The following is a 20,412-nucleotide window of genomic DNA, read 5'->3' as shown; positions in this document are numbered from 1 at the left end:
CCCATGCCTACCACGGCAGTTGGCGCCCGATCGGGGCGGTCATGGCTCGGCGGATGGGTGGGGACGGTCGGAAGCCGTCAGGCGGCCCGCGCCTCGCCCGCCCGCGAGGTCAACGTCACGCCGACCACCACCGTGAGCGCCGCGACGATCCCCGCCGCGAGCACCGCCCAGTGCCCCGCGAACGTGCACGCGAGCACCAGCAACGCGCTGACCGGCAATGCCAGTTGTTGCACGGCCCCCACCTTGAAGTACCGGGAGTGCAGCGCCCACACCAGCAGCAGGAACACCGCTGACGGGACGGTCACGGCGGCGGAGGCCACGACCGTGGAGATGTGCGCCTCGCCCACCGCCTGCTCGACGGCGACCTCGATGCCCGCGCCGATCGACGCCGCCGACGCGAGGATGAAGAAGTGGCCGTAGCCCCACACGAACGCCTGCCGGTTGCTGCGCAGCCGGTCGTGGATCGGCACCGCGAAGTAGATCCACCAGGCGGCGAAGACGACGAGGAGGCCGCCCGCCGCGATCGGCAGGAGCTCGCCGAGCGCGTCGTTCTCCTCGATGCCGGACTTCACCGCGACCGTCGCCGCGGCGATCGACTCGCCGAGCACGATGATCGTGAACAGGCCGTAGCGCTCGGCGATGTGGTGCGGATGCCAGGACGTCCGCCGGTCCCGCTCCGCGTACACCGGCACGCACATCTCCAGGATGGCCATCGCCAGGAACACCCAGCCCTGCGCCGCCGTGGGCGTGAACAGCAGCGCCAGCCAGCCGATCTGGCAGGCGAGCACCCCGCCGGCGTACCGCAGCGCCACCCGGCGCTCGGCCCCCGTGGTGGAGGCGGCGGCCCGCAGCCAGTGCGTGGCCATGGCGACCCGCATGATCAGGTAGCCGAGAAAGACCACCAGGTAGTTGTCGTGGGCGAACGCCTGGGAGACCCCGGCCGCGAGCACCAGCACGCCCGCGATCTGGACGAGTGTGATCAGACGGTAGAGCGCGTCGTCGTTGTCGTAGGCCGAGGCGAACCAGGTGAAGTTCATCCACGCCCACCAGATCGCGAAGAAGACGCGCGCGTAGTCGATCACGCCGGCGCCCGAGTGCCCCTCCGCGATCGCGTGCACCAGCTCCGCCCCGCCCTGTGCGACGGCGACGACGAAGCACAGGTCGAAGAACAGCTCCAGTGGTGAAGCGGCCCGGTGCTCCTCGTCGCGCCCCCTCTCGACCATGCGGCGGATGGGGGAGCGCTTGTCTGGCGTGGACGTCATGGTCCCACCCCAGCAGATCGGGTCGTTCCGTGGGGGATTCGGCACGCAGCCCACGCATCCGCGGCGGACGCCGCAGGTACCACGGAAATTCGGCACATTTCTTGTGAATACATTCACAAGCGAACATGGGTCGAAAGTCCCGAAGAAAACCCCAGGTCAACCCCGGAGCGCCAGTGGATTCCGGCCCGAAGTAGGGCCCAATGGTCCTGAACTCAGGACCATTGCCGCCCCTTTGTCGCGCCCCGCGGGAGTGCAATGAACTCGTAGTAACCCACCGGTCGAAGAGATGGGGAAGGTGCCGCAGATGACTGCCACTCCCGCGGAAAAGACGACGCACGGCGAGGCCTGGGACGGCTTCAAGGGAGGGCTGTGGCGGGACGCCGTCGACGTCCGGGACTTCGTCCAGCAGAACTACACCCCCTACGAGGGGGACGGCTCCTTCCTCGCGGGACCGACCGAACGCACCACCGCCGCCTGGGACAAGCTCCTCGGGATGTTCCCCGCGGAGATCGAGCGCGGCGTCCACGACGTCGACGTGAAGACCCCGTCCCGTATCGACGCCTTCCGCCCCGGCTACATCGACGGCACCGCCGCCGATCACACCGACCTCATCGTGGGCCTCCAGACCGACGCCCCGCTGAAGCGCGCGATCATGCCCAACGGCGGCTGGCGGATGGTCGAGGGCGCCCTCGACGCGTACGGCTACGAGGCCGACCCCGAGGTCCGCGAGATCTACACCCACCTGCGCAAGACCCACAACGAAGGGGTCTTCGACGCCTACACCCCCGAGATCCGCGCCTGCCGCTCCTCCGGCATCATCACCGGCCTCCCGGACGCCTATGGTCGCGGCCGCATCATCGGCGACTACCGCCGCGTCGCCCTCTACGGCGTCGACCGCCTCATCGCCGCCAAGCAGTCCGACAAGGACGAGCTGAGCGCCGCCTGGCCCACCGAGCACGTCATCCGGGACCGCGAGGAGATCTCCGAGCAGATCAAGGCGCTGAACGAGCTCAAGGCCATGGCCATGTCGTACGGCTACGACATCGCGGGCCCGGCCACCACGGGCCGTGAGGCCGTGCAGTGGCTGTACTTCGGCTACCTCGCCGCCGTGAAGGAGCAGAACGGCGCGGCCATGTCGATCGGCCGCATCGACAACTTCCTCGACATCTACCTGCAGCGCGACATCGAGGCCGGCCGGATCACCGAGTCCGAGGCCCAGGAGTTCATCGACGACTTCGTCATCAAGCTCCGCATCGTCCGCTTCCTGCGCACCCCCGAGTACAACGACCTCTACTCCGGCGACCCGACCTGGGTCACCTGGTCGATGGCCGGCATCGGCGAGGACGGCCGCCCGCTCGTCTCGCGCACCACCTTCCGTGCACTCCAGACCCTCTACAACCTCGGCCCGGCCCCCGAGCCGAACCTGACGGTCTTCTGGTCGCGTGAACTGCCGCGCGGCTTCAAGGACTTCGCCTCCCAGGCCGCCATCGACACCTCGGCCATCCAGTTCGAGTCCGACGAACTGATGCGCCCCAAGTACGGCGACGACACCGCCATCGCCTGCTGCGTCTCCGCGATGGCCGTAGGCAAGCAGATGCAGTTCTTCGGCGCCCGCGTGAACGTCGCCAAGGCGCTCCTCTACGCGATCAACGGCGGCCGCGACGAGAAGTCCGGCAAGCAGGTCGTCGAGGGATTCGAGCCCATCGAGGACGAGTACCTCGACTACGGAGTCGTCGCCGAACGGTACGACGCGATGCTCGACTGGCTGGCGAGGACCTACGTCCACGCGCTCAACGTCATCCACTACATGCACGACAAGTACGCCTACGAGCGCATCGAGATGGCCCTGCACGACCAGGAGATCCTGCGCACCATGGCCTGCGGCATCGCGGGTCTGTCGGTCGCCGCGGACTCCCTCTCGGCCATCAAGCACGCGAACGTCAAGGTCATCCGTGACGAGACCGGCCTCGCCGTCGACTACGAGATCGAGGGCGACTACCCGGCCTACGGCAACAACGACGACCGCGCCGACGAGATCGCCCAGCGCATCGTCCACGGCTTCATGGAGAAGGTCCGCAAGCACCCCACCTACCGGAACGCGGTGCACACCCAGTCGGTGCTCACGATCACCTCGAACGTCGTCTACGGCAAGAAGACCGGCAACACCCCGGACGGCCGCCGCTCCGGCGCCCCGTTCGCCCCCGGCGCCAACCCCATGAACGGGCGCGACGAGCACGGCTACATCGCCTCCGCCCTGTCGGTGGCGAAGCTGCCCTACGACGACGCCGAGGACGGCATCTCGCTGACCAACACGATCACCCCGGACGCCCTTGGCCGCACCCCCGGCGAGCGGATCGGCAACCTGTCCGGCGTGCTCGACGGGTTCATGGCCAGCGACGGCTTCCACATGAACGTCAACGTCCTGAACAAGGCGACGCTCGAGGACGCCATGGAGCACCCGGAGAACTACCCGCAGCTCACCATCCGGGTCTCCGGATACGCGGTGAACTTCGTCCGCCTGACGCGCGAGCAGCAGCTGGACGTCATCAACCGCACCTTCCACGGCTCCCTCTGAGCCGGCCCACCCGACCGAGGCCGTCCGAGGAGGAACGCCATGACCGTGCTGCTCACCCAGCCCGCCGGGAAGCCGGCAGCGAACGACGCCGCCACCCCGGCCGCCGCCGCGACCCACAGGCCCACCGGGGGTTCGGTGCACTCCTGGGACCTGTCGACCGGCGTCGACGGGCCGGGCACCCGCTTCGTGACGTTCCTCTCCGGCTGCCCGCTGACCTGCCTGTACTGCCACAACCCCGACACCTGGAAGATGCGGAACGGGAAGCGCACCTCGGCCGACGACATCGTCGCGGAAGCCGCCAAGTACACCCGGTTCATCGAGGCCGCGGGCGGCGGCGCCACCATCAGCGGCGGGGAACCGCTGCTCCAGCCGGTCTTCGCCGGTGAGCTGCTGCACCGCTTCAAGCACGAGCTGGGCCTGCACACGGCCCTCGACACCTCGGGCTTCCTCGGCGTGCGCGCCACCGACGCCCTGCTGCGCGACGTGGACCTGGTGCTGCTCGACATCAAGTCCTGGGACCGCGCCACCTACAAGCACGTCACCGGGCGCCCGCTGCAGCCCACCCTCGACTTCGCGCACCGCCTCGCCGACCTCGGCAAGAACGTGTGGGTGCGCTTCGTGCTCGTCCCCGGGCTGACCGACGACCCCGCCAACATCGAGGGCGTCGCCGCCTTCGCGGGCTCCCTCGGCAACGTCTCCCGGGTCGACGTGCTGCCCTTCCACAAGCTCGGCGAGGCGAAGTGGCAGGCGCTCGGCAAGACCTTCACGCTGCACGACACCTCCTCGCCCACCCCCGAGCAGCTCGCCTCCGCCAAGGCGATCTTCGAGTCCCACGGCCTCACGGCGGTCTGAGCCAGGGTTCGCCCCCGCGACGTACCCTGGAGCCATGAGCACCGCCCCCGAGCCGGCCGAGCGCGATCCCAAGAAGCGCGATCCCAAGGCCGCGCTGATCTTCGACGATCCGCTGACCGCGCAGTCCTCGGACGACACGGACCGCGGCTGGGGCGAGCGACCGACGGCCGGTGACAACAGCGCCGCCGACCTGGCCCGCTTCCTCGACGAGAAGCCGCCCCACCACATCTGAAGGGCCGCTGCGAGCCCCGCTAGGGCTCGGTGTGCCCCGAGCCGCGCTGCGCCACGAGCGCGTCGCGGATCTCCTTGAGCACCTCCAGCTCGGAGACCTCCAGAACCTCCTGGGTACCTTCCTTCTCGGCCTTCTTCGCGGCCTGCCGGGCGAGGTACTTGGCCATCGGCAGCACCATCAGGAAGTACACGACGGCGGCCGTGATCAGGAAGCTGAGGGCGGCACTGACGACCGTGCCCCACATGATCTCGATGCCGACGGGCTCGCCGTCGACGACCTTGCACGGGCCCTGAAGGCAGTACGAGTACTTGTTCAGGTCCTGTGTCCCGAACGCTCCGACGATCGGGTTGATGACCCCTTCCACCACCGTGTTCACGACGCTGGTGAACGCGGCGCCGATGACCACGGCGACCGCCAGGTCGACCACATTGCCTCGCATGAGGAAGGCCTTGAAGCCTTCCCACAGGCTCGGTTCGTTGTTCTCGCTCACCAGAAGGCCTCTCTTCACATGTCCAGGTTGTGGAGCAAACGCCTCCGCAACCTACGACAGTTCGGGTCAGACCTGTCCAATTCGGTAGCTCGAACGAGGGACTTGACGAGATATACGTCACCACACCGTCACCGCCAACCGAGAAGCGGCTCCGGCGCCCGCGAGTCGCGCAGCGGTCGCCCGCTCCACCGTCAGCACCACCAACGCCCCGCCCGTCGTCGAGGTTTCGCCGAGAGCGTCGCCTTGACCGAGAGTTGGCCTCGGCTTCGGGACGGATGCCACGCGGGCGCCGGATGCAAGCACCCGCACCCCGGCCCTGCCGTCCGCCCGCGCCGCCACCACATCGACCCGGTCGCCCGGTCGCAGCAGCCGCACCGCCCCCGCGTCCGCGATCCGTACCGGCGCCGACACCGTCACGGCGGGCGCGGCGGCCCGCCCACCCGGCCCCGCCCCCGCGTGCGGAGGCTCGGGCCCGCCTCCCGCCCCGGACGAGGGCACGGCGGCCGCCAGCGCCGCCGCGGTCAGGACGAGGCCCGCCGCCACGGCAGGCCGGCGCCGGCGCCTGCCCGCGCGCCCCGGCCGCCACCGCGTGCCGCGTACGTGCACGGGAGGGAAGGGCGGCACCTCGGACGTCGGGGGAATGCTGAGCTGGTACGGGACAGGGACAGATACGGACATGGTCGCCACCGCCTGCGGATCGGTCGGATCGGTCGGGCCGGACGGGCACCGAGCCCGTCTCGCCGACCACGTTCCGCCTTCGCGACTCGTCCCGCTGAGCCCCGTGCACTACCGAGCGGTTGTGGACAACTCCCTCACCCGAAGGGGAGATTCAGGCACTCGGCCCCCCGCCGGTCTCCGTCACGGCAGCCGGAACCCCGGATCCATCCCGCCCAACGCCTCGCCACACCCGCAGTCCCGCTCCGCGTCCGCCGGCAGCCCCGCCACCGCGTCGAACAGCACCGTCCGCAGCCGGTCCACGTTGGCCGCGAACACCTGGAGCACCTCGTCGTGCGAGACGCCCTCGCCGCTCTCCGCGCCCGCGTCCAGATCCGTGACGAGGTTCAACGACGTGTAGCAGAGCTCCAGTTCACGGGCGAGGATCGCCTCCGGGTGACCGGTCATCCCGACCACCGACCAGCCCATGGCGGCATGCCACCGGGACTCGGCACGGGTGGAGAACCGCGGCCCTTCCACCACCACGAGCGTCCCGCCGTCCACCGGTTCCCAGCCCTTGCCGCGCGCGGCCTTCACCGCGACCCTGCGCCCCGCGGGGCAGTAGGGGTCGGCGGGCGAGACGTGCACGACGTTCGGCACGGTCCCGTCCGGGAGCGGCAACCCGTCGAAGTAGGTCTGCGCCCGCGACTTCGTACGGTCCACGAACTGGTCGGGCACGAGCAGCGTCCCCGGCCCGTACTCGGGCCGCAGGCCGCCCACCGCGCACGGGCCGAGGACCTGGCGTACGCCCACGGAGCGCAACGCCCACAGGTTGGCGCGGTAGTTGATGCGGTGCGGTGGCAGATGGTGGCCGCGGCCGTGCCGGGGCAGGAAGGCGACGCGGCGCCCCGCCACCTCACCGAGGAAGAGCGAGTCGCTCGGCGGCCCGTAGGGGGTGTCGACGCCGATCTCTGTCACGTCGTCCAGGAACGAGTAGAAACCGGAGCCGCCGATCACGCCGATCTCGGCGGTGGCGCTTGCGTTCACGTTGCCTGAGTTGGTCGCCATGGAGCAGCACAGTAGTCATGCCGGGAACGCCGAAGACCCTGTCGTCGGATGACGACAGGGTCTCGTAAGAATTCGCGGCGTTGCTTACGCGGCAGAGGACGCCGAGGAACTCGACGAGCTCGACGACGACGTCGAAGAAGAGGACGAAGACGAAGAAGACGTCGACGGCTTCGAGTCGGTGGACGGCTTCGAGTCAGTGGACTTCGACTCCGAGCCGGACGACGAGCCCGAGGACGACGCCGGGCTGCTGCTCGACGCGGAGCCGCGGCTGTCGTTGCGGTAGAAACCGGAGCCCTTGAACACGATGCCGACGGCCGAGAACACCTTCTTCAGGCGGCCCTGGCAAGCGGGGCACACGGTCAGGGACTCGTCGGTGAACTTCTGCACCGCCTCGAGGCCCTCGCCGCACTCGGTGCACTGGTACTGGTAAGTCGGCACTGTGTCTTCCTCCTGGCACTCTCACTCGATGAGTGCTAACGACGATCCATAGTGACCTATTCCGCGGGATCAGTCCACTGCCACGGGCTCGCGGTGACCCACACCACGTGCCACGGTCCGCCCCGCCGAGGGCGGCGCGAGCCGCGAGCGCAGCAGGAACATGACCACCAGGGCGAGCACCGTGCCGCCCATCGGGACGAGGAATCCGGCGCCGTCCCAGAGGCGGTCCTCCAACTGTCCGGACACCGACACGGCGGCCGCCTGGCCGAGCGCGACGGCCCCGGTCAGCCAGGTGAAGGCCTCGGTTCGGGAGCCCGCGGGGACGATCTTCTCGACCAGCGTGTAGCCCGTGATCAGGGACGGCGCGATGCACACGCCGACCAGCAGACCGAGCCCGGCGAGCAGCACCACGGACTGTGCCGCCCACAGCCCTGAGGCCATGACGGCGAGGGCCGCGTAGCCGACGAGGAGCCGGCGCTGCGGGGCGATCTTCCACGCGATGGCGCCGCACACCAGGCCCGAGAGCATGTTGCCGGCGGCGAAGATCCCGTAGAGGACGCCGTTGAGGCCGGGTTCGCCGATCGACTCGGTGTACGCGGCGAGCGAGACCTGCATGCCGCCGAAGACGGAGCCGATGCCGAGGAACGTGACGATCAGGACGCGCACACCGGGGACGCGGAGCGCGGAGGTGTGCTGCACGCGTGCGTGCCCCTCCAGGCCTGCCACAGGAGGCTGGGTGCCCTTCTGGGCGGCGAACAGGAGGCCGCCGACAAGGGTGAGCGCCGCCTCGGTGAGCAGGCCCGCGGCCGGGTCGATGCCGGTGCACAGGGCCGTCGCGAACAGTGGGCCGAGCACGAACGTGAACTCGTCGGTGACCGACTCGAACGCGGCGGCCGTCTGCATCAGGGGCGAACCCTGCAGCCGCACGCCCCAGCGGGCGCGCACCATGGGCCCGATCTGCGGTGTCGAGGCGCCTGTGGGTACGGCGGCCACGAACAGCGCCCACGTGGGCGCTCCGGAGAGTGCGAGCGCGGTGAGCGTGAGCCCGGCCGCGGAGTGCACGAGCACGCCGGGCAGCAGCACGGCACGCTGCCCGAAGCGGTCGGCCAGCTTGCCGCTGTAGGGCGCGAAGAGCGCCATGGCGACACCGGTCGTCGCGGACACCGCGCCGGCGGTGCCGTAGGAGCCGGTGGTGTGCTGCACGAGCAGCACGATGGAGATCGTGAGCATCGCGAACGGCTGGCGCGCCGCGAAGCCGGGAAGCAGGAATGTCCAGGCCCCGCGGGTGCGCAGGAGCTGCCCGTAGCCGGGGCGCTCGGCCCGTTGGGTGCCGGGTTCGGCGACCGTGTCCTTCTGTGGCACGGTCCTTGCCTTTCTGCCGCCTGGTAGCGCGGTCCTCCTGGTCGAGGAGTGCGCGCCGAGAGCCGTCCTCATGCGCCGGGAACCGAGTGATACCTACGGTCCGCGCCAGGAGAGGCCCTGGGCCAGGCAGGTCGCTGTGAAGCACAGCGCCGCAAGGGGACCGCGGCCGCTTTGCGGTCGCGCCGGCTCTACTTCAGGCAGAGTCGGTCGTACATGGTCTGTGCATCCATGCTAACGGGCTTCCGGGCCCGCGGTACCCAACCAACCGGCCAGCTTGCCGCCGAGGGCGACGGCCCGCAGGCGTGCCTCCGCGGCGTCCCGCACCGGGTCCGTGGCGACCACCAGGAGCTCGTCGCCCCGGCGGAGCACGGTGGTCGGGGCGGGCACGGAGGAGGTGCCGTCGCGGACGACGAGCGTGACGGCCGCGCCCTTGGGCAGTCGCAGTTCGCCGACCTCCACGCCGTGCATCCGCGAGCCCTCCGGGATGGAGACGGACAGCAGGTGCCCGCGCAGCCGCTCCAGGGGCGCCGATTCGATGCCGAGGTCGGCGGTGTCGGAGGAGCCGGCCAGGTGCAGCTTGCGGGCGAGCCACGGCAGCGTGGGTCCCTGGATGAGGGTGTAGACGACGACCAGGACGAAGACGACGTTGAAGATCCGCTGGCTGTCGGCGACGCCCGTGACCATCGGGATGGTCGCCAGGATGATGGGCACGGCGCCGCGCAGCCCGGCCCAGGACATGAGGGTCTTCTCGCGCCACGGTATGCGGAAGGGCAGCAGGCTGGTGAAGACCGACAGGGGGCGCGCGACCGCGGTGAGGGCCAGGCCGATGAGGAGCGCGGGCACGATGTCGTCGGCCAGTTCGTGCGGGGTGACCAGCAGGCCGAGCAGGACGAACATGCCGATCTGCGCGATCCAGCCGAGGCCTTCGGCGAAGCCGCGGGTGGCGGGCCAGTGCGGCAGCTTGGCGTTGCCCATCATCATCGCGGCCAGGTAGACGGCGAGGAATCCGCTGCCGTGGGCCATGGCGCCCGCGGCGTACGCGGACGTGGCGATGGCCAGGACGGCGATCGGGTAGAGGCCGGATGCGGGCAGGGCCACGTGCCGCAGGCCGAAGGAGCCGAGCCAGCCGACCGCGAGCCCGATGGCGGCGCCGATGGCGAGCTCCAGGGCGATCTCGCCGATGAGGACGTACCAGTGCTCTATGGGGCCCGCGGCGGAGAACGCGACGACAAGGATGACGACAGGGGCGTCGTTGAAACCGGACTCCGCCTCCAGGACGCCGGTCACGCGTGCCGGAAGCGGCACTCTACGTAGAACGGAGAAGACCGCCGCCGCGTCCGTGGAGGAGACCACGGCGCCGATGATCAGTGCTTGTCGCCATTCGAGGCCCACCAGGTAGTGCGCGCACGTGGCCGTCACCCCCACGCTGACCGCGACGCCCACGAGTGACAGGGCGGCGGCGGCGGGGAGCGCGGGTTTGATCTGCTTCCACTTCGTGCCCAGGCCGCCTTCGGCGAGGATCACGACGAGTGCCGCGTAGCCGATGACCTGGGTCATTTCAGCGTTGCTGAAGTCGACGTGGCCGAGGCCGTCCTGGCCCATGACGACGCCGATGCCGAGGTAGAGCAGGAGGCTCGGCAGTCCACTGCGTGAGGAGATGCGGACGGCTGCGACCGCCACGAGCAGCACGAGTGCGCCGACGAGCAGGAGCTGGTTGAGCTGGTGGACAGTCAGGGGCTGTTCCTTCCAGGAGGGACATGCGACAGGGGAAGTTACTTCGTTACCTTACCTAATCGTTAACGCTTTCTTGATGCCGGTTTCGTCACGGCGCTCTACGTAGAACCCCGCTTCCCCACTCCGCGTCCGGGGCCGCACCCCACTGCTCGTAAGGTTGCTCTCGCCCCTCCCGCCCGTCACCCACCGCCACCCTTGAACGAAGGCCCTTCGGGCCAGCCCCATTCGTCTGCGAAGGACAGCAAGGACCGCGATGCCCTCCACTACGAACGCCTCTGCCGGCAGCCCGCCCGGTAAGAAGAAGGGGCGTCGAGCCCGACTGATCGTGATCGTCCTCGTGTTGGCCGTTCTTGCGGGCCTTGGATTCGGGGCCTACTGGGGCGTCGACAGCGTGCGCGCGTCGATGCCGCAGACGACGGGGTCCATCCAACTCGACGGGCTCGACGGGCCGGTGCAGGTCAAGCGGGACAGCTACGGGATCCCGCAGATCTACGCCTCCACGGATCACGACCTGTTCATGGCACAGGGCTATGTGCAGGCGCAGGACCGGTTCTACGAGATGGACGTGCGGCGCCATACGACCTCCGGTCGGCTCTCCGAGATGTTCGGCAAGGGCCAGGTCAAGACCGATGAGTTCCTGCGCACCATGGGCTGGCGCCGGGTGGCACAGAAGGAGTACGACTCCAAGCTGTCGCCCTCGACCAAGAAGTACCTCCAGGCGTACTCCAAGGGGGTCAACTCCTACCTCGGGGGCAAGAGCGGCAAGGAGATCTCCGCGGAGTACGTCGCGCTCGGCTTCGAGAACGACTACAAGCCGCAGGAGTGGTCGCCGGTGGACTCGGTGGCCTGGCTCAAGGCGATGGCCTGGGACCTGCGCGGCAACATGCAGGAGGAGATCGACCGCTCGCTGATGACGAGCCGGCTCGGCCCGAAGCAGATCGCCGACCTGTACCCCGACTACCCGTACACGCGGCACAAGCCGATCGTGCAGGAGGGCGGGTACGACAGCGTCACGAAGTCGTTCGACGCGTCCTCGGGCGGCGGCACGGGCACGCAGACGGCCGGGGCGGCGGGCACCGGCCTGGCGGGCGACACAGGGGCCCCCAGCAGCCTCCAGAGCCAGCTGGGCGGTCTCTCCAAGGTCCTGGACGAGATTCCCGACTCCGCGGGCCTCGGACCCAACGGCAACGGCATCGGCTCCAACTCGTGGGTGGTCTCGGGCGACCACACCATCACCGGCAAGCCGCTGCTCGCCAACGACCCGCACCTGGCACCGCAGCTGCCGTCCGTCTGGTACCAGATGGGCCTGCACTGCACGAGCGTCTCCAGCAAGTGCCAGTACGACACGTCCGGTTACACCTTCGCGGGCATGCCGGGCGTGGTCATCGGCCATAACCAGAACATCTCCTGGGGCCTGACCAACTCGGGCGTCGACGTCACCGATCTCTACCTGGAGAAGTTCAGCGGCGACGGCTACCTGGTCGACGACAGGACGGTGCCCTTCAAGACCCGCAAGGAGACCATCAAGGTCGCCGGCGGTGACGCCAAGACGATCACGGTGCGGGAGACCGACAACGGACCGCTGCTGTCCGACCGCAACTCCGAACTCGTGAAGGTCGGCAAGAAGGCCGGCGTGGACGCGGCGGCCCCCGACAGAGGCGACGGCTACGGCATCGCGCTGCGCTGGACCGCGCTGCAGCCGGGCAACACCATGGACGCCGTCTTCGGGCTCGACAAGGCGTCCAACTGGTCCGAGTTCCGCAAGGCGTCCGCCGACTTCCAGGTGCCCTCGCAGAACCTCACCTACGCCGACACCGAGGGCAACATCGGCTACCAGCTGCCGGGCCGGATCCCGACCCGCGGCGAGGGCGACGGCTCGCTGCCGTCTCCCGGCTGGGACTCCAAGTACCGCTGGACCGGCTACATCAAGCAGAACGAGCTGCCCTACGAGTTCAACCCGAAGCGCGGCTACATCGTGACCGCCAACCAGGCCGTGGTCGACGACAGTTACCCGTACACGCTGACCAAGGACTGGGGTTACGGCACCCGCAGCCAGCGCATCACCGACCTGATCGAGTCGAAGATCAAGGACGGCGGCAAGGTCTCCACCGACGACATGCGCACCATGCAGATGGACAACAGCAGCGAGATCGCCAAGCTGCTCGTGCCCTACCTGCAGAAGATCGACGTCAAGGACAAGGATGTCAGGGACGCGCAGCAGCTCCTGGAGAACTGGGACTACACCCAGAACCCGGACTCGGCCGCCGCGGCCTACTTCAACTCCGTGTGGCGCAACATCCTCAAGCTCGCCTTCGGCAACAAGCTGCCCAAGGAGCTGCGGGTCGAGGGCCAGTGCCTGAGCGTCGAGCCGGTCGACAAGACGGGCCCCGCCGACGAGGGCCGCAAGGTCAGCGAGTGCGGCGAGCGGGACACGCACTCGGCGCAGCCCGACGGCGGTGACCGCTGGTTCGAGGTCGTCCGCAAGATCATCAAGGATCCGAAGAACGACTGGTGGAAGACGCCCGGCAGCCGTACGGACGAGTCCACCCACAACCGTGACCAGCTGTTCGATCGCGCCATGGAGGATGCCCGCTGGGACCTCACGGCCAAGCTGGGCAAGGACATCGACACCTGGAGCTGGGGCCGGCTGCACAAGCTGGAGCTGAAGAACCAGACGCTCGGGACCGAGGGGCCCGGTTGGCTGCAGTACGTGCTCAACCGCGGCCCCTGGAAGCTGGGCGGCGGAGAGGCTGCCGTGAACGCGACCGGCTGGAACGCCGCGGGCGGCTACGGAGTCGACTGGGTGCCGTCCATGCGGATGGTGGTCAACCTGGCGGACCTCGACAAGTCGAAGTGGATCAACCTCACGGGCGCTTCGGGGCACACCTTCAGCGACCACTACACGGACCAGACCGAGAAGTGGATCAAGGGTGACCTGCTGCCCTGGAACTTCTCCGAGAAGGCCGTCGGCGACAGCACCGAGGACTCGATGGTCCTGAAGCCGTAGACGTAGCCGGACCGACACCGAAAGGGGCCTCCACGCACGCGTGGAGGCCCCTTTCGCATGCGCGGTGCCGGGTCAGAACCGCCGTACGCCCGAGGGCGTCACCACCGCGTCCACGGCCTTGTCGTGCGCCTCCTGGGGGAGCTGCGCGACGACCTCGCTGTCGTGGAGCAGCACGACCAGCGCGGGCCGCGCACCGGCCGCCTCCAGGCGCGCGAGCACCCGGTCGTACGAGCCGCCGCCACGGCCGAGCCGCATCCCGTGCGCGTCCACGGCGAGCCCCGGCAGCAGCACGACGTCCGACTCCAGGACGGCGGCGGGCCCGAGCCGATCGCCGCCCGGCTCCAACAGGGCCATCTTTCCCGGGTGTCGCACTGTGGTGAGCGAAGCCGCCCCGTCGTACGCGCCCCAGTCCAGGTCGTTATCGGGCAGCAGGGCCGGCAGTAGTACGCGCGTCCCGCGCGCGCGAAGGGCGTCGAGGAGCGCGCCGGTCCCCGGCTCGCCGCCCACGGAGACATACGCCGCCACAGTGCGGGCCTTCGCCAACTCGTCGAGTTCGAGAGCCCGACGGGCCACGGCCCGCTCCGTCTCCCGTATGACATCCTCCGTCAACGCGTTCCTCACTTGGAGGAACTCCCTGCGCAATGAACGCTTGTCAGGGTGGGCGCCGCGCGGGAAATCTGCGGGCTCATTGGTGTGCGAACTCATAGCCGGGTCACAAACCTTTCCTATTCGACGCATATATGTGCCTACAAAGCGGACCCACAGATTCCGCCCATAGCAGCCGGATATGGTGACCCGCATGACTGACGCGCACACCAGGATCACCAAGGCTGTCATCCCCGCCGCGGGCCTCGGCACCAGGTTCCTGCCCGCCACGAAGGCGACCCCCAAGGAGATGCTCCCGGTCGTCGACAAGCCGGCGATCCAGTACGTGGTCGAGGAGGCCGCGTCCGCGGGGCTCGGCGACGTACTGATGATCACAGGCCGCAACAAGCGCCCGCTGGAGGACCACTTCGACCGCAACCACGAGTTGGAGGCGGCCCTTCAAAAGAAGGGCGACGCGAACCGGCTGGCCAAGGTCCAGGAGTCCAACGACCTCGCCACCATCCACTACGTGCGCCAGGGCGACCCCAGGGGCCTCGGTCACGCGGTCCTGTGCGCCGCACCCCACGTGGGCGACGAGCCGTTCGCGGTGCTGCTCGGCGATGACCTGATCGATCCCCGTGACCCGCTGCTCCAGAAGATGGTGGAGGTCCAGGAGGAGCACGGCGGCAGCGTCATCGCGCTCATGGAGGTGGAGCCCTCCCAGATCCACCTCTACGGATGTGCCGCGGTTCAGTCCACGGCGGACGGCTCCGTCGTCCAGGTCACCGACCTGGTGGAGAAGCCCGATCCGGCCGACGCCCCCTCCAACTACGCGATCATCGGCCGCTACGTGCTCGACCCCGCCGTCTTCGACATACTGCGCAAGACCGAGCCCGGCCGCGGCGGCGAGATCCAGCTCACCGACGCGCTCCAGCAGCTCGCCGCGGACGAAAAGATCGGCGGCCCCGTGCACGGCGTCGTCTTCAAGGGCCGCCGCTACGACACCGGCGACCGCGGCGACTACCTCAAGGCGATCGTCCGCCTCGCGTGCGAACGTGAGGACCTGGGCCCGGAGTTCCGCGCCTGGCTGCGCGGCTACGTCGCCGAGGAGATCTGACACCCCGCTCCCCGGCGGACCTGCGCCCCGGTACGGCACACCACGTCCGGGGTGTCACCCATGGCCCGTGGTAGTAACACCTGAGGCCACCGGGGAATCAGCACACCGGCACGAGGAGCAGGGGAGCAGCAGTGAACACTTTCAGTGCCACGACGGACCGGGCGCAGATCTGGTCGGTGGACGAGCATCTGGAGGACATCCTCGACACCGTCCGTGCGCTCGACCCCATCGAGCTCCAACTCCTCGACGCGCAGGGCTGTGTGCTCGTTGAAGAGGTGACGGTCCCGCTGTCGCTGCCGCCGTTCGACAACAGCTCGATGGACGGGTATGCGGTGCGCGTCGCGGACATCGCGGGTGCGAGCGAGGAGTTCCCCGCCGTGCTCACGGTGATCGGTGACGTCGCCGCGGGCCAGGCCGAACAGCCCACCGTCGGCCCCGGCGAGGCAGCCCGCATCATGACGGGCGCGCCGCTGCCGCCCGGCGCCGAGGCCGTGGTCCCCGTGGAGTGGACCGACGGAGGGCTCGGTGCGGGCCCCGTCACCACGATGGCCGCCCACAGCGCGGCTCCTGAGGGGGCCTCAGGGGAGGTCAGGGTGCACCGCCCCGCCGAGGCACGCGCGCACGTACGCGCGCAGGGCAGCGACGTGCAGGCGGGCGACCGGGCGCTCTCCGTCGGCACGGTCCTCGGCCCGCCGCAGATCGCGCTGCTCGCCGCCATCGGCCGCGGCACCGTACGCGTGTGCCCGCGCCCGCGCGTGGTCGTCGTCTCCACCGGCACCGAACTCGTCCAGCCCGGCGAGCAGTTGGCACCTGGCCAGATCTACGACTCCAACAGCTTCGCCCTCACCGCCGCCGCCCGCGACGCCGGGGCCATCGCCTACCGGGTGGGCGCGGTCTCCGACGACGCGGAGACGCTCCGCTCCACCATCGAGGACCAGCTGATCCGCGCCGACCTCATCGTGACGACGGGCGGCGTCAGCGTGGGTGCGTACGACGTGGTCAAGGAGGCGCTGAGCGGCATCGGCGCCCCGGAAGACCCGGAGGACCCGGAAGAGGCGACGGGCATCGGGGCCGGCAGCGGCGTCGAGTTCCGCAAGCTCGCCATGCAGCCCGGCAAGCCGCAGGGCTTCGGGTCCATCGGCCCCGACCACACCCCGCTACTGGCGCTGCCGGGCAACCCCGTGTCGTCGTACGTCTCCTTCGAGCTGTTCGTACGCCCCGCGATCCGCGCCCTGATGGGCCTGCCCGAGGACGCCGTGCACCGCCCGAAGGCCCGCGCGACCCTCAGTGCCGACAAGGCGCTGACCTCGCCCTCGGGTAAGCGTCAGTTCCTGCGCGGTGTGTACGACGCGGAGGCCGGCGAGGTCGCTCCCGTCGGCGGCGCGGGCTCCCACCTCATCGCGGCGCTCGCACACGCGGACTCGCTGATCGTGGTCCCCGAGGACACGACGTCGGTGGAGCCGGGCGCCGAGGTGGACGTGGTCCTGCTGGGCTGAGGGGCCCGATTGTCGGAGGCTCGCGATAGCGTGTCGCGCACAAATCGTCCGGCGCGCCGCACCGCGCACGGCTCGGATCGGGAGCGCCGCAGCACCATGAGCACTTCGCAGCACCATCAGGACCATCAGGACCAGACCGACCGGCTCACGCACATCGACGAGGCGGGCGCCGCCCGCATGGTCGACGTGTCGGAGAAGGACGTCACCGCACGCACCGCCCGCGCGAGCGGCCGCGTCCTCGTCTCGCCGCGCGTGGTGGAGCTGCTGCGCGGCGAGGGCGTGCCCAAGGGGGACGCGCTCGCCACGGCGCGCATCGCGGGAATCATGGGCGCCAAGCGCACGCCCGACCTGATCCCGCTCTGCCACCCACTGGCTGTGTCCGGGGTGAAGCTCGACCTGTCCGTCGCGGACGACGCGGTGGAGATCCTCGCCACCGTGAAGACCACGGACCGTACGGGCGTCGAGATGGAGGCGCTCACGGCGGTCTCGGTCGCCGCGCTCACCGTCGTCGACATGGTCAAGGCGGTCGACAAGGGGGCCGTCATCTCGGACGTCCGGGTCGAGGAGAAGACCGGCGGCAAGTCGGGGACCTGGAGCCGCGCGTGACGGGGACCAGGGAGGCGGCCCCGCCGCCCGCCGGAGGCATCGCCGCCCGGCCGCACGGGGCTGCCGCCGGCCCGGGGCGGCGACGGGCCGCCCGCACTCTCGCCCAAGGAGCCCCCGCATGACCGACAGCTACCGCGCCCTCGTCGTCACGGCCTCCAACAGGGCCGCCGCGGGGGTCTACCAGGACACCGGCGGCCCGCTGATCGCCGAGGGCCTCAGGAAGCTGGGCTTCGCCGTCGAGGGCCCCCAGGTGGTACCGGATGGCGACCCCGTGGAGGCCGCCCTGCGAGCGGCGGTCGAGGCGGCGTACGACGTCGTGGTCACCACCGGCGGCACCGGCATCTCGCCCACCGACCGCACGCCCGAGGCGACGGCCCGCGTCCTCGACCGCGAGGTACCGGGCATCCCGGAGGCGATCCGCGCGTACGGCCGCGAGAAAGTGCCCACCGCGGCGCTCTCGCGTGGCCTCGCGGGGGTCGCCGGGCGCACACTGATCGTGAACCTGCCGGGTTCCAGCGGGGGCGTGAAGGACGGGCTCGCCGTCCTCGGGCCACTGCTGACTCACGCCGTGGACCAGATCCGCGGCGGCGACCACCCCGGAAGCGAATCCGGACCCGGCGGACCCGACCGTCCCGATCCCCACGCAGCCGGGGGTGCGCACTGAACAGCCCGTCGTGGCCCGTCGTGCTGGTGGAGGGCGATGTCGTCCTCCGCCCCATAAAGCTGCGCGACCAGCGTGCCTGGCGCGAAGTGAACCGGCGCAACCGCGACTGGCTGCGCCCCTGGGAGGCGACCGTCCCGCCGCCCACGCCGAGCGGTCCGATCACCCACCGCCCGACATACCGTCAGATGGTGCGCCATCTGCGCTCGGAGGCGAACGCGGGCCGGATGCTGCCCTTCGTCGTCGAGTACCAGGGCCGCCTCGTCGGGCAGTTGACCGTCGCCGGGATCACCTGGGGGTCGATGTGCTCGGGCCATGTCGGGTACTGGGTGGACCAGTCGGTGGCGGGCCGCGGCGTGATGCCGACGGCCGTCGCGCTCGCGGTCGACCACTGCTTCCGCACCGTGGGGCTGCACCGCATGGAGGTCTGCATTCGGCCGGAGAACGGGCCGAGTCGGAGGGTCGTGGAGAAACTCGGATTCCGCGAGGAGGGGCTGCGTCCACGATATCTTCACATCGACGGGGCCTGGCGGGACCACCTTGTCTTCGCGCTCACCGCCGAAGAGGTCCCGGAAGGACTCCTGAGACGTCGCCGTCGCGAGCGGCGCGGCAATGCCGCAGGTCCGAGTGGATCCAATGCGGTCGATCCGGGCACGCCCTCGAAATGAAATAAATGTTCGAAATTGATCGATGAGGCACCGTCGGAGGTCAATGAATTCCCTCGAAGGTCGTCCTGTTGATCACATCCATCGCAAAAAAGCTCGGATTATCAGCCAGATCGTGCGACACACCGGCTCAATTGGCGGATGGCCCCGCGTAAACCCCTCTACGGTGTGTCCGTGAGCAGCAGCGGCCTCATCTACGCAGTCATCGTCGGGGCCTGGGCCGCCTACTTGGTGCCGATGTGGCTCCGTAGGCAGGACGAGTTGAACGAAGCTCGTCCGACGGAACGCTTTAGCACCGCCATCCGGCTTCTCTCCGGTCGGGCGGGCATGGAGCGCCGGTACGCCAAGGACCTGCAGGCGCGCTCGCCCGAGTCGGACGAGCCGCGCGGCGACCCGGTCGACCCGGACGCGACCACCGATTCGGTGGACGTCCGGGACGTCGGCATGTCTCCGTCCGGGGGGCGGCGCACCCCGCACACGGGGCGAGAACGCCGCGAAAGCCGTGAACACCCCGATTCCGCCCGGGAGTTCGCGGAACCGGCCCGCGAGCGCGCGGAACGCACCCGCGAGCCCGAGCAGGCGGCCGAGCCCACCGCACCCGCCAAGTCCCGCGCCGCCCGCGCCGCCAACGCCTCCGCGTCCGCCGCGGCCGAGGCGCAGGCCGCGCGCGCCCGGCGCACCAAGGTGCTCGCGCGCCGCCGCCGCACGACCGTGCTGCTCTTCGCCGTCTTCTCGGTCGGCGCCGTCGTGGCCGCCGTCGGCGGCGTCGCGTTCCTGTGGGCGCCCGCGGCCCCCGCCGTACTCCTCAGCACGTACATCGTCTACCTGCGCATCCAGGAACGACGCCGCTTCGCCTACGTCATGGACCGCCGCCGCGCCGAGGTCGCCGCGCAGCGACTGCGGGAGCGCCAGCCGCGCAGGCGGCAGCCGGCCGCGGCACGCGCCGCGGCCGAGGACCAGGAGGAAGGACCATCGGTGGACGCAGCCGCCACCGACCCCGGCCTCGAGGCCCTCGCCGCCGACCGGCGCGCCCTCGTCGAGCAGACCGACCATCAGGAGTGGGTCGACCAGCAGCGCGAACGCCAGCGCCAGCCGGGCCCCGGCGACAGCTGGGACCCGGTCCCGGTGCCCCTGCCCACCTACGTCACCGCCCCCGTCGCCCCGCGCGCCACCGGCGGTATCGACTACAACGCACCCGAGACCTGGAGCTCCGCCCGCTCCTCCGCCGCGGAACAGGCCGCGCAGCGGCAGCCGCAGGAGGAGCACACCCCGGAGCCCGCCGAGCAGTCCGCGGAGTCCGCGGAGCCGGTCGCCGACGACGGCCGCAGCGACGCCCGCCGTGCCGCCTCCGCCCGCCGCTCCCGCGAGCGCGGCCGCACGCCGCTCTTCGACCAGTTCGACGAGGGTGCCGACGGTCGGCCGCGCGCCGCCAACGAGTGAGCCGGAGCGCTTCGAAGTCCGACCGGCTGACCAGCCAGGGAACGGATTTCCAAGCACCCGGATCGGGGTGCTAGAGTTTCACTCGTTGCAAGGGCGTGTGGCGCAGTCCGGTAGCGCACCTCGTTCGCATCGAGGGGGCCAGGGGTTCGAATCCCCTCACGTCCACCT

Annotated in this window: 18 protein-coding genes and 1 tRNA gene; 11 read left to right on the top strand and 8 right to left on the bottom strand. The window is 70.1% G+C overall.

Going from position 1 to position 20,412, the window contains the following annotated elements; genetic code table 11:
• Positions 1–77: 77 nt before the first annotated feature.
• On the bottom strand, positions 78–1,262 hold the full coding sequence (locus ACWD2L_RS27070; RefSeq protein ID WP_351335913.1) for a low temperature requirement protein A: 1,185 nt from the start codon (positions 1,260–1,262) through the stop codon (positions 78–80).
• Between the two features lie 304 nt (positions 1,263–1,566).
• Here ACWD2L_RS27070 and pflB point away from each other — a divergent pair, with 304 nt between their 5' ends.
• Genes pflB through ACWD2L_RS27055 form a run of 3 tightly spaced genes read left to right on the top strand, consistent with a single transcriptional unit; the run spans position 1,567 to position 4,921 of the window.
• Positions 1,567–3,837 (top strand): formate C-acetyltransferase, encoded by a 2,271-nt coding sequence (gene pflB, locus ACWD2L_RS27065; RefSeq protein WP_351335916.1) that lies wholly within the window; start codon positions 1,567–1,569, stop codon positions 3,835–3,837.
• 39 nt (positions 3,838–3,876) lie between these two features.
• Positions 3,877–4,689, top strand: a complete 813-nt coding sequence (gene pflA / locus ACWD2L_RS27060) for a pyruvate formate-lyase-activating protein (protein WP_351335919.1) — start codon at positions 3,877–3,879, stop codon at positions 4,687–4,689.
• Positions 4,690–4,723: 34 nt separating this feature from the next.
• Positions 4,724–4,921 (top strand): hypothetical protein, encoded by a 198-nt coding sequence (locus tag ACWD2L_RS27055; RefSeq protein WP_351335922.1) that lies wholly within the window; start codon positions 4,724–4,726, stop codon positions 4,919–4,921.
• A gap of 19 nt (positions 4,922–4,940) precedes the next feature.
• Here the strand turns inward: ACWD2L_RS27055 and mscL are convergent, their stop codons facing one another.
• The 6 genes from mscL to ACWD2L_RS27025 form a co-directional block, all read right to left on the bottom strand.
• Positions 4,941–5,414, bottom strand: a complete 474-nt coding sequence (gene mscL / locus ACWD2L_RS27050; RefSeq protein ID WP_351336007.1) for a large conductance mechanosensitive channel protein MscL — start codon at positions 5,412–5,414, stop codon at positions 4,941–4,943.
• Positions 5,415–5,528: 114 nt separating this feature from the next.
• Complete coding sequence (locus ACWD2L_RS27045; RefSeq protein WP_351335925.1) at positions 5,529–6,089, bottom strand: RcpC/CpaB family pilus assembly protein; 561 nt, start codon at positions 6,087–6,089, stop codon at positions 5,529–5,531.
• A 180-nt stretch (positions 6,090–6,269) separates the two neighbouring features.
• Positions 6,270–7,133 (bottom strand): S-methyl-5'-thioadenosine phosphorylase, encoded by an 864-nt coding sequence (locus tag ACWD2L_RS27040; RefSeq protein WP_351335928.1) that lies wholly within the window; start codon positions 7,131–7,133, stop codon positions 6,270–6,272.
• A gap of 84 nt (positions 7,134–7,217) precedes the next feature.
• Positions 7,218–7,571 carry an FmdB family zinc ribbon protein gene (locus tag ACWD2L_RS27035; protein WP_351335931.1) on the bottom strand — a complete coding sequence of 118 codons (354 nt, stop codon included), beginning with the start codon at positions 7,569–7,571 and terminating at the stop codon, positions 7,218–7,220.
• 69 nt (positions 7,572–7,640) lie between these two features.
• Positions 7,641–8,933, bottom strand: coding sequence for an MFS transporter (locus ACWD2L_RS27030; protein WP_351335934.1), 1,293 nt, complete (start codon positions 8,931–8,933; stop codon positions 7,641–7,643).
• A 231-nt stretch (positions 8,934–9,164) separates the two neighbouring features.
• Positions 9,165–10,622 (bottom strand): potassium/proton antiporter, encoded by a 1,458-nt coding sequence (locus tag ACWD2L_RS27025; RefSeq protein ID WP_351335936.1) that lies wholly within the window; start codon positions 10,620–10,622, stop codon positions 9,165–9,167.
• Between the two features lie 298 nt (positions 10,623–10,920).
• Between ACWD2L_RS27025 and ACWD2L_RS27020 the strand changes: the two genes are divergently transcribed.
• Positions 10,921–13,674 (top strand): penicillin acylase family protein, encoded by a 2,754-nt coding sequence (locus tag ACWD2L_RS27020; RefSeq protein WP_351335937.1) that lies wholly within the window; start codon positions 10,921–10,923, stop codon positions 13,672–13,674.
• Between the two features lie 72 nt (positions 13,675–13,746).
• Here ACWD2L_RS27020 and ACWD2L_RS27015 read toward each other — a convergent pair whose 3' ends face one another.
• Complete coding sequence (locus ACWD2L_RS27015) at positions 13,747–14,379, bottom strand: 5-formyltetrahydrofolate cyclo-ligase (RefSeq protein ID WP_351335939.1); 633 nt, start codon at positions 14,377–14,379, stop codon at positions 13,747–13,749.
• A gap of 94 nt (positions 14,380–14,473) precedes the next feature.
• On the opposite strand from ACWD2L_RS27015, the gene galU reads away from it, so the two are divergent.
• From galU to ACWD2L_RS26980, 7 genes are all read left to right on the top strand, one after another.
• On the top strand, positions 14,474–15,376 hold the full coding sequence (gene galU, locus ACWD2L_RS27010; protein WP_351335941.1) for a UTP--glucose-1-phosphate uridylyltransferase GalU: 903 nt from the start codon (positions 14,474–14,476) through the stop codon (positions 15,374–15,376).
• A gap of 131 nt (positions 15,377–15,507) precedes the next feature.
• Complete coding sequence (gene glp, locus ACWD2L_RS27005) at positions 15,508–16,872, top strand: molybdotransferase-like divisome protein Glp (protein WP_351335943.1); 1,365 nt, start codon at positions 15,508–15,510, stop codon at positions 16,870–16,872.
• Between the two features lie 96 nt (positions 16,873–16,968).
• Positions 16,969–17,478 (top strand): cyclic pyranopterin monophosphate synthase MoaC, encoded by a 510-nt coding sequence (moaC, locus tag ACWD2L_RS27000; RefSeq protein WP_351335946.1) that lies wholly within the window; start codon positions 16,969–16,971, stop codon positions 17,476–17,478.
• Positions 17,479–17,596: 118 nt separating this feature from the next.
• Positions 17,597–18,142: a MogA/MoaB family molybdenum cofactor biosynthesis protein gene (locus ACWD2L_RS26995; protein WP_351335949.1), complete on the top strand. Its 546-nt coding sequence runs from the start codon at positions 17,597–17,599 to the stop codon at positions 18,140–18,142.
• A 20-nt stretch (positions 18,143–18,162) separates the two neighbouring features.
• A complete protein-coding gene (locus ACWD2L_RS26990; protein WP_351335952.1) occupies positions 18,163–18,807 on the top strand; it encodes a GNAT family N-acetyltransferase in 645 nt (214 codons plus the stop codon).
• 171 nt (positions 18,808–18,978) lie between these two features.
• Entirely contained in the window at positions 18,979–20,244 is a 1,266-nt protein-coding gene (gene sepX / locus ACWD2L_RS26985) for a divisome protein SepX/GlpR (RefSeq protein ID WP_351335955.1), read from the top strand.
• Positions 20,245–20,335: 91 nt separating this feature from the next.
• Positions 20,336–20,409 (top strand) — tRNA-Ala (locus tag ACWD2L_RS26980).
• Positions 20,410–20,412 lie beyond the last annotated feature (3 nt).

Source organism: Streptomyces sp. NPDC002754 (assembly GCF_053592315.1).
This window is presented reverse-complemented; position numbering and strand designations above follow the sequence as displayed.

Coding starts and splice junctions, on each gene's coding strand:
- ACWD2L_RS27070 (WP_351335913.1), bottom strand. CDS start 1,262: ATGACGTCCACGCCAGACAAGCGCTCCCCCATCCGCCGCATGGTCGAG.
- pflB (WP_351335916.1), top strand. CDS start 1,567: ATGACTGCCACTCCCGCGGAAAAGACGACGCACGGCGAGGCCTGGGAC.
- pflA (WP_351335919.1), top strand. CDS start 3,877: ATGACCGTGCTGCTCACCCAGCCCGCCGGGAAGCCGGCAGCGAACGAC.
- ACWD2L_RS27055 (WP_351335922.1), top strand. CDS start 4,724: ATGAGCACCGCCCCCGAGCCGGCCGAGCGCGATCCCAAGAAGCGCGAT.
- ACWD2L_RS27045 (WP_351335925.1), bottom strand. CDS start 6,089: ATGTCCGTATCTGTCCCTGTCCCGTACCAGCTCAGCATTCCCCCGACG.
- ACWD2L_RS27040 (WP_351335928.1), bottom strand. CDS start 7,133: ATGGCGACCAACTCAGGCAACGTGAACGCAAGCGCCACCGCCGAGATC.
- ACWD2L_RS27020 (WP_351335937.1), top strand. CDS start 10,921: ATGCCCTCCACTACGAACGCCTCTGCCGGCAGCCCGCCCGGTAAGAAG.
- ACWD2L_RS27015 (WP_351335939.1), bottom strand. CDS start 14,379: ATGAGTTCGCACACCAATGAGCCCGCAGATTTCCCGCGCGGCGCCCAC.
- galU (WP_351335941.1), top strand. CDS start 14,474: ATGACTGACGCGCACACCAGGATCACCAAGGCTGTCATCCCCGCCGCG.
- moaC (WP_351335946.1), top strand. CDS start 16,969: ATGAGCACTTCGCAGCACCATCAGGACCATCAGGACCAGACCGACCGG.
- ACWD2L_RS26995 (WP_351335949.1), top strand. CDS start 17,597: ATGACCGACAGCTACCGCGCCCTCGTCGTCACGGCCTCCAACAGGGCC.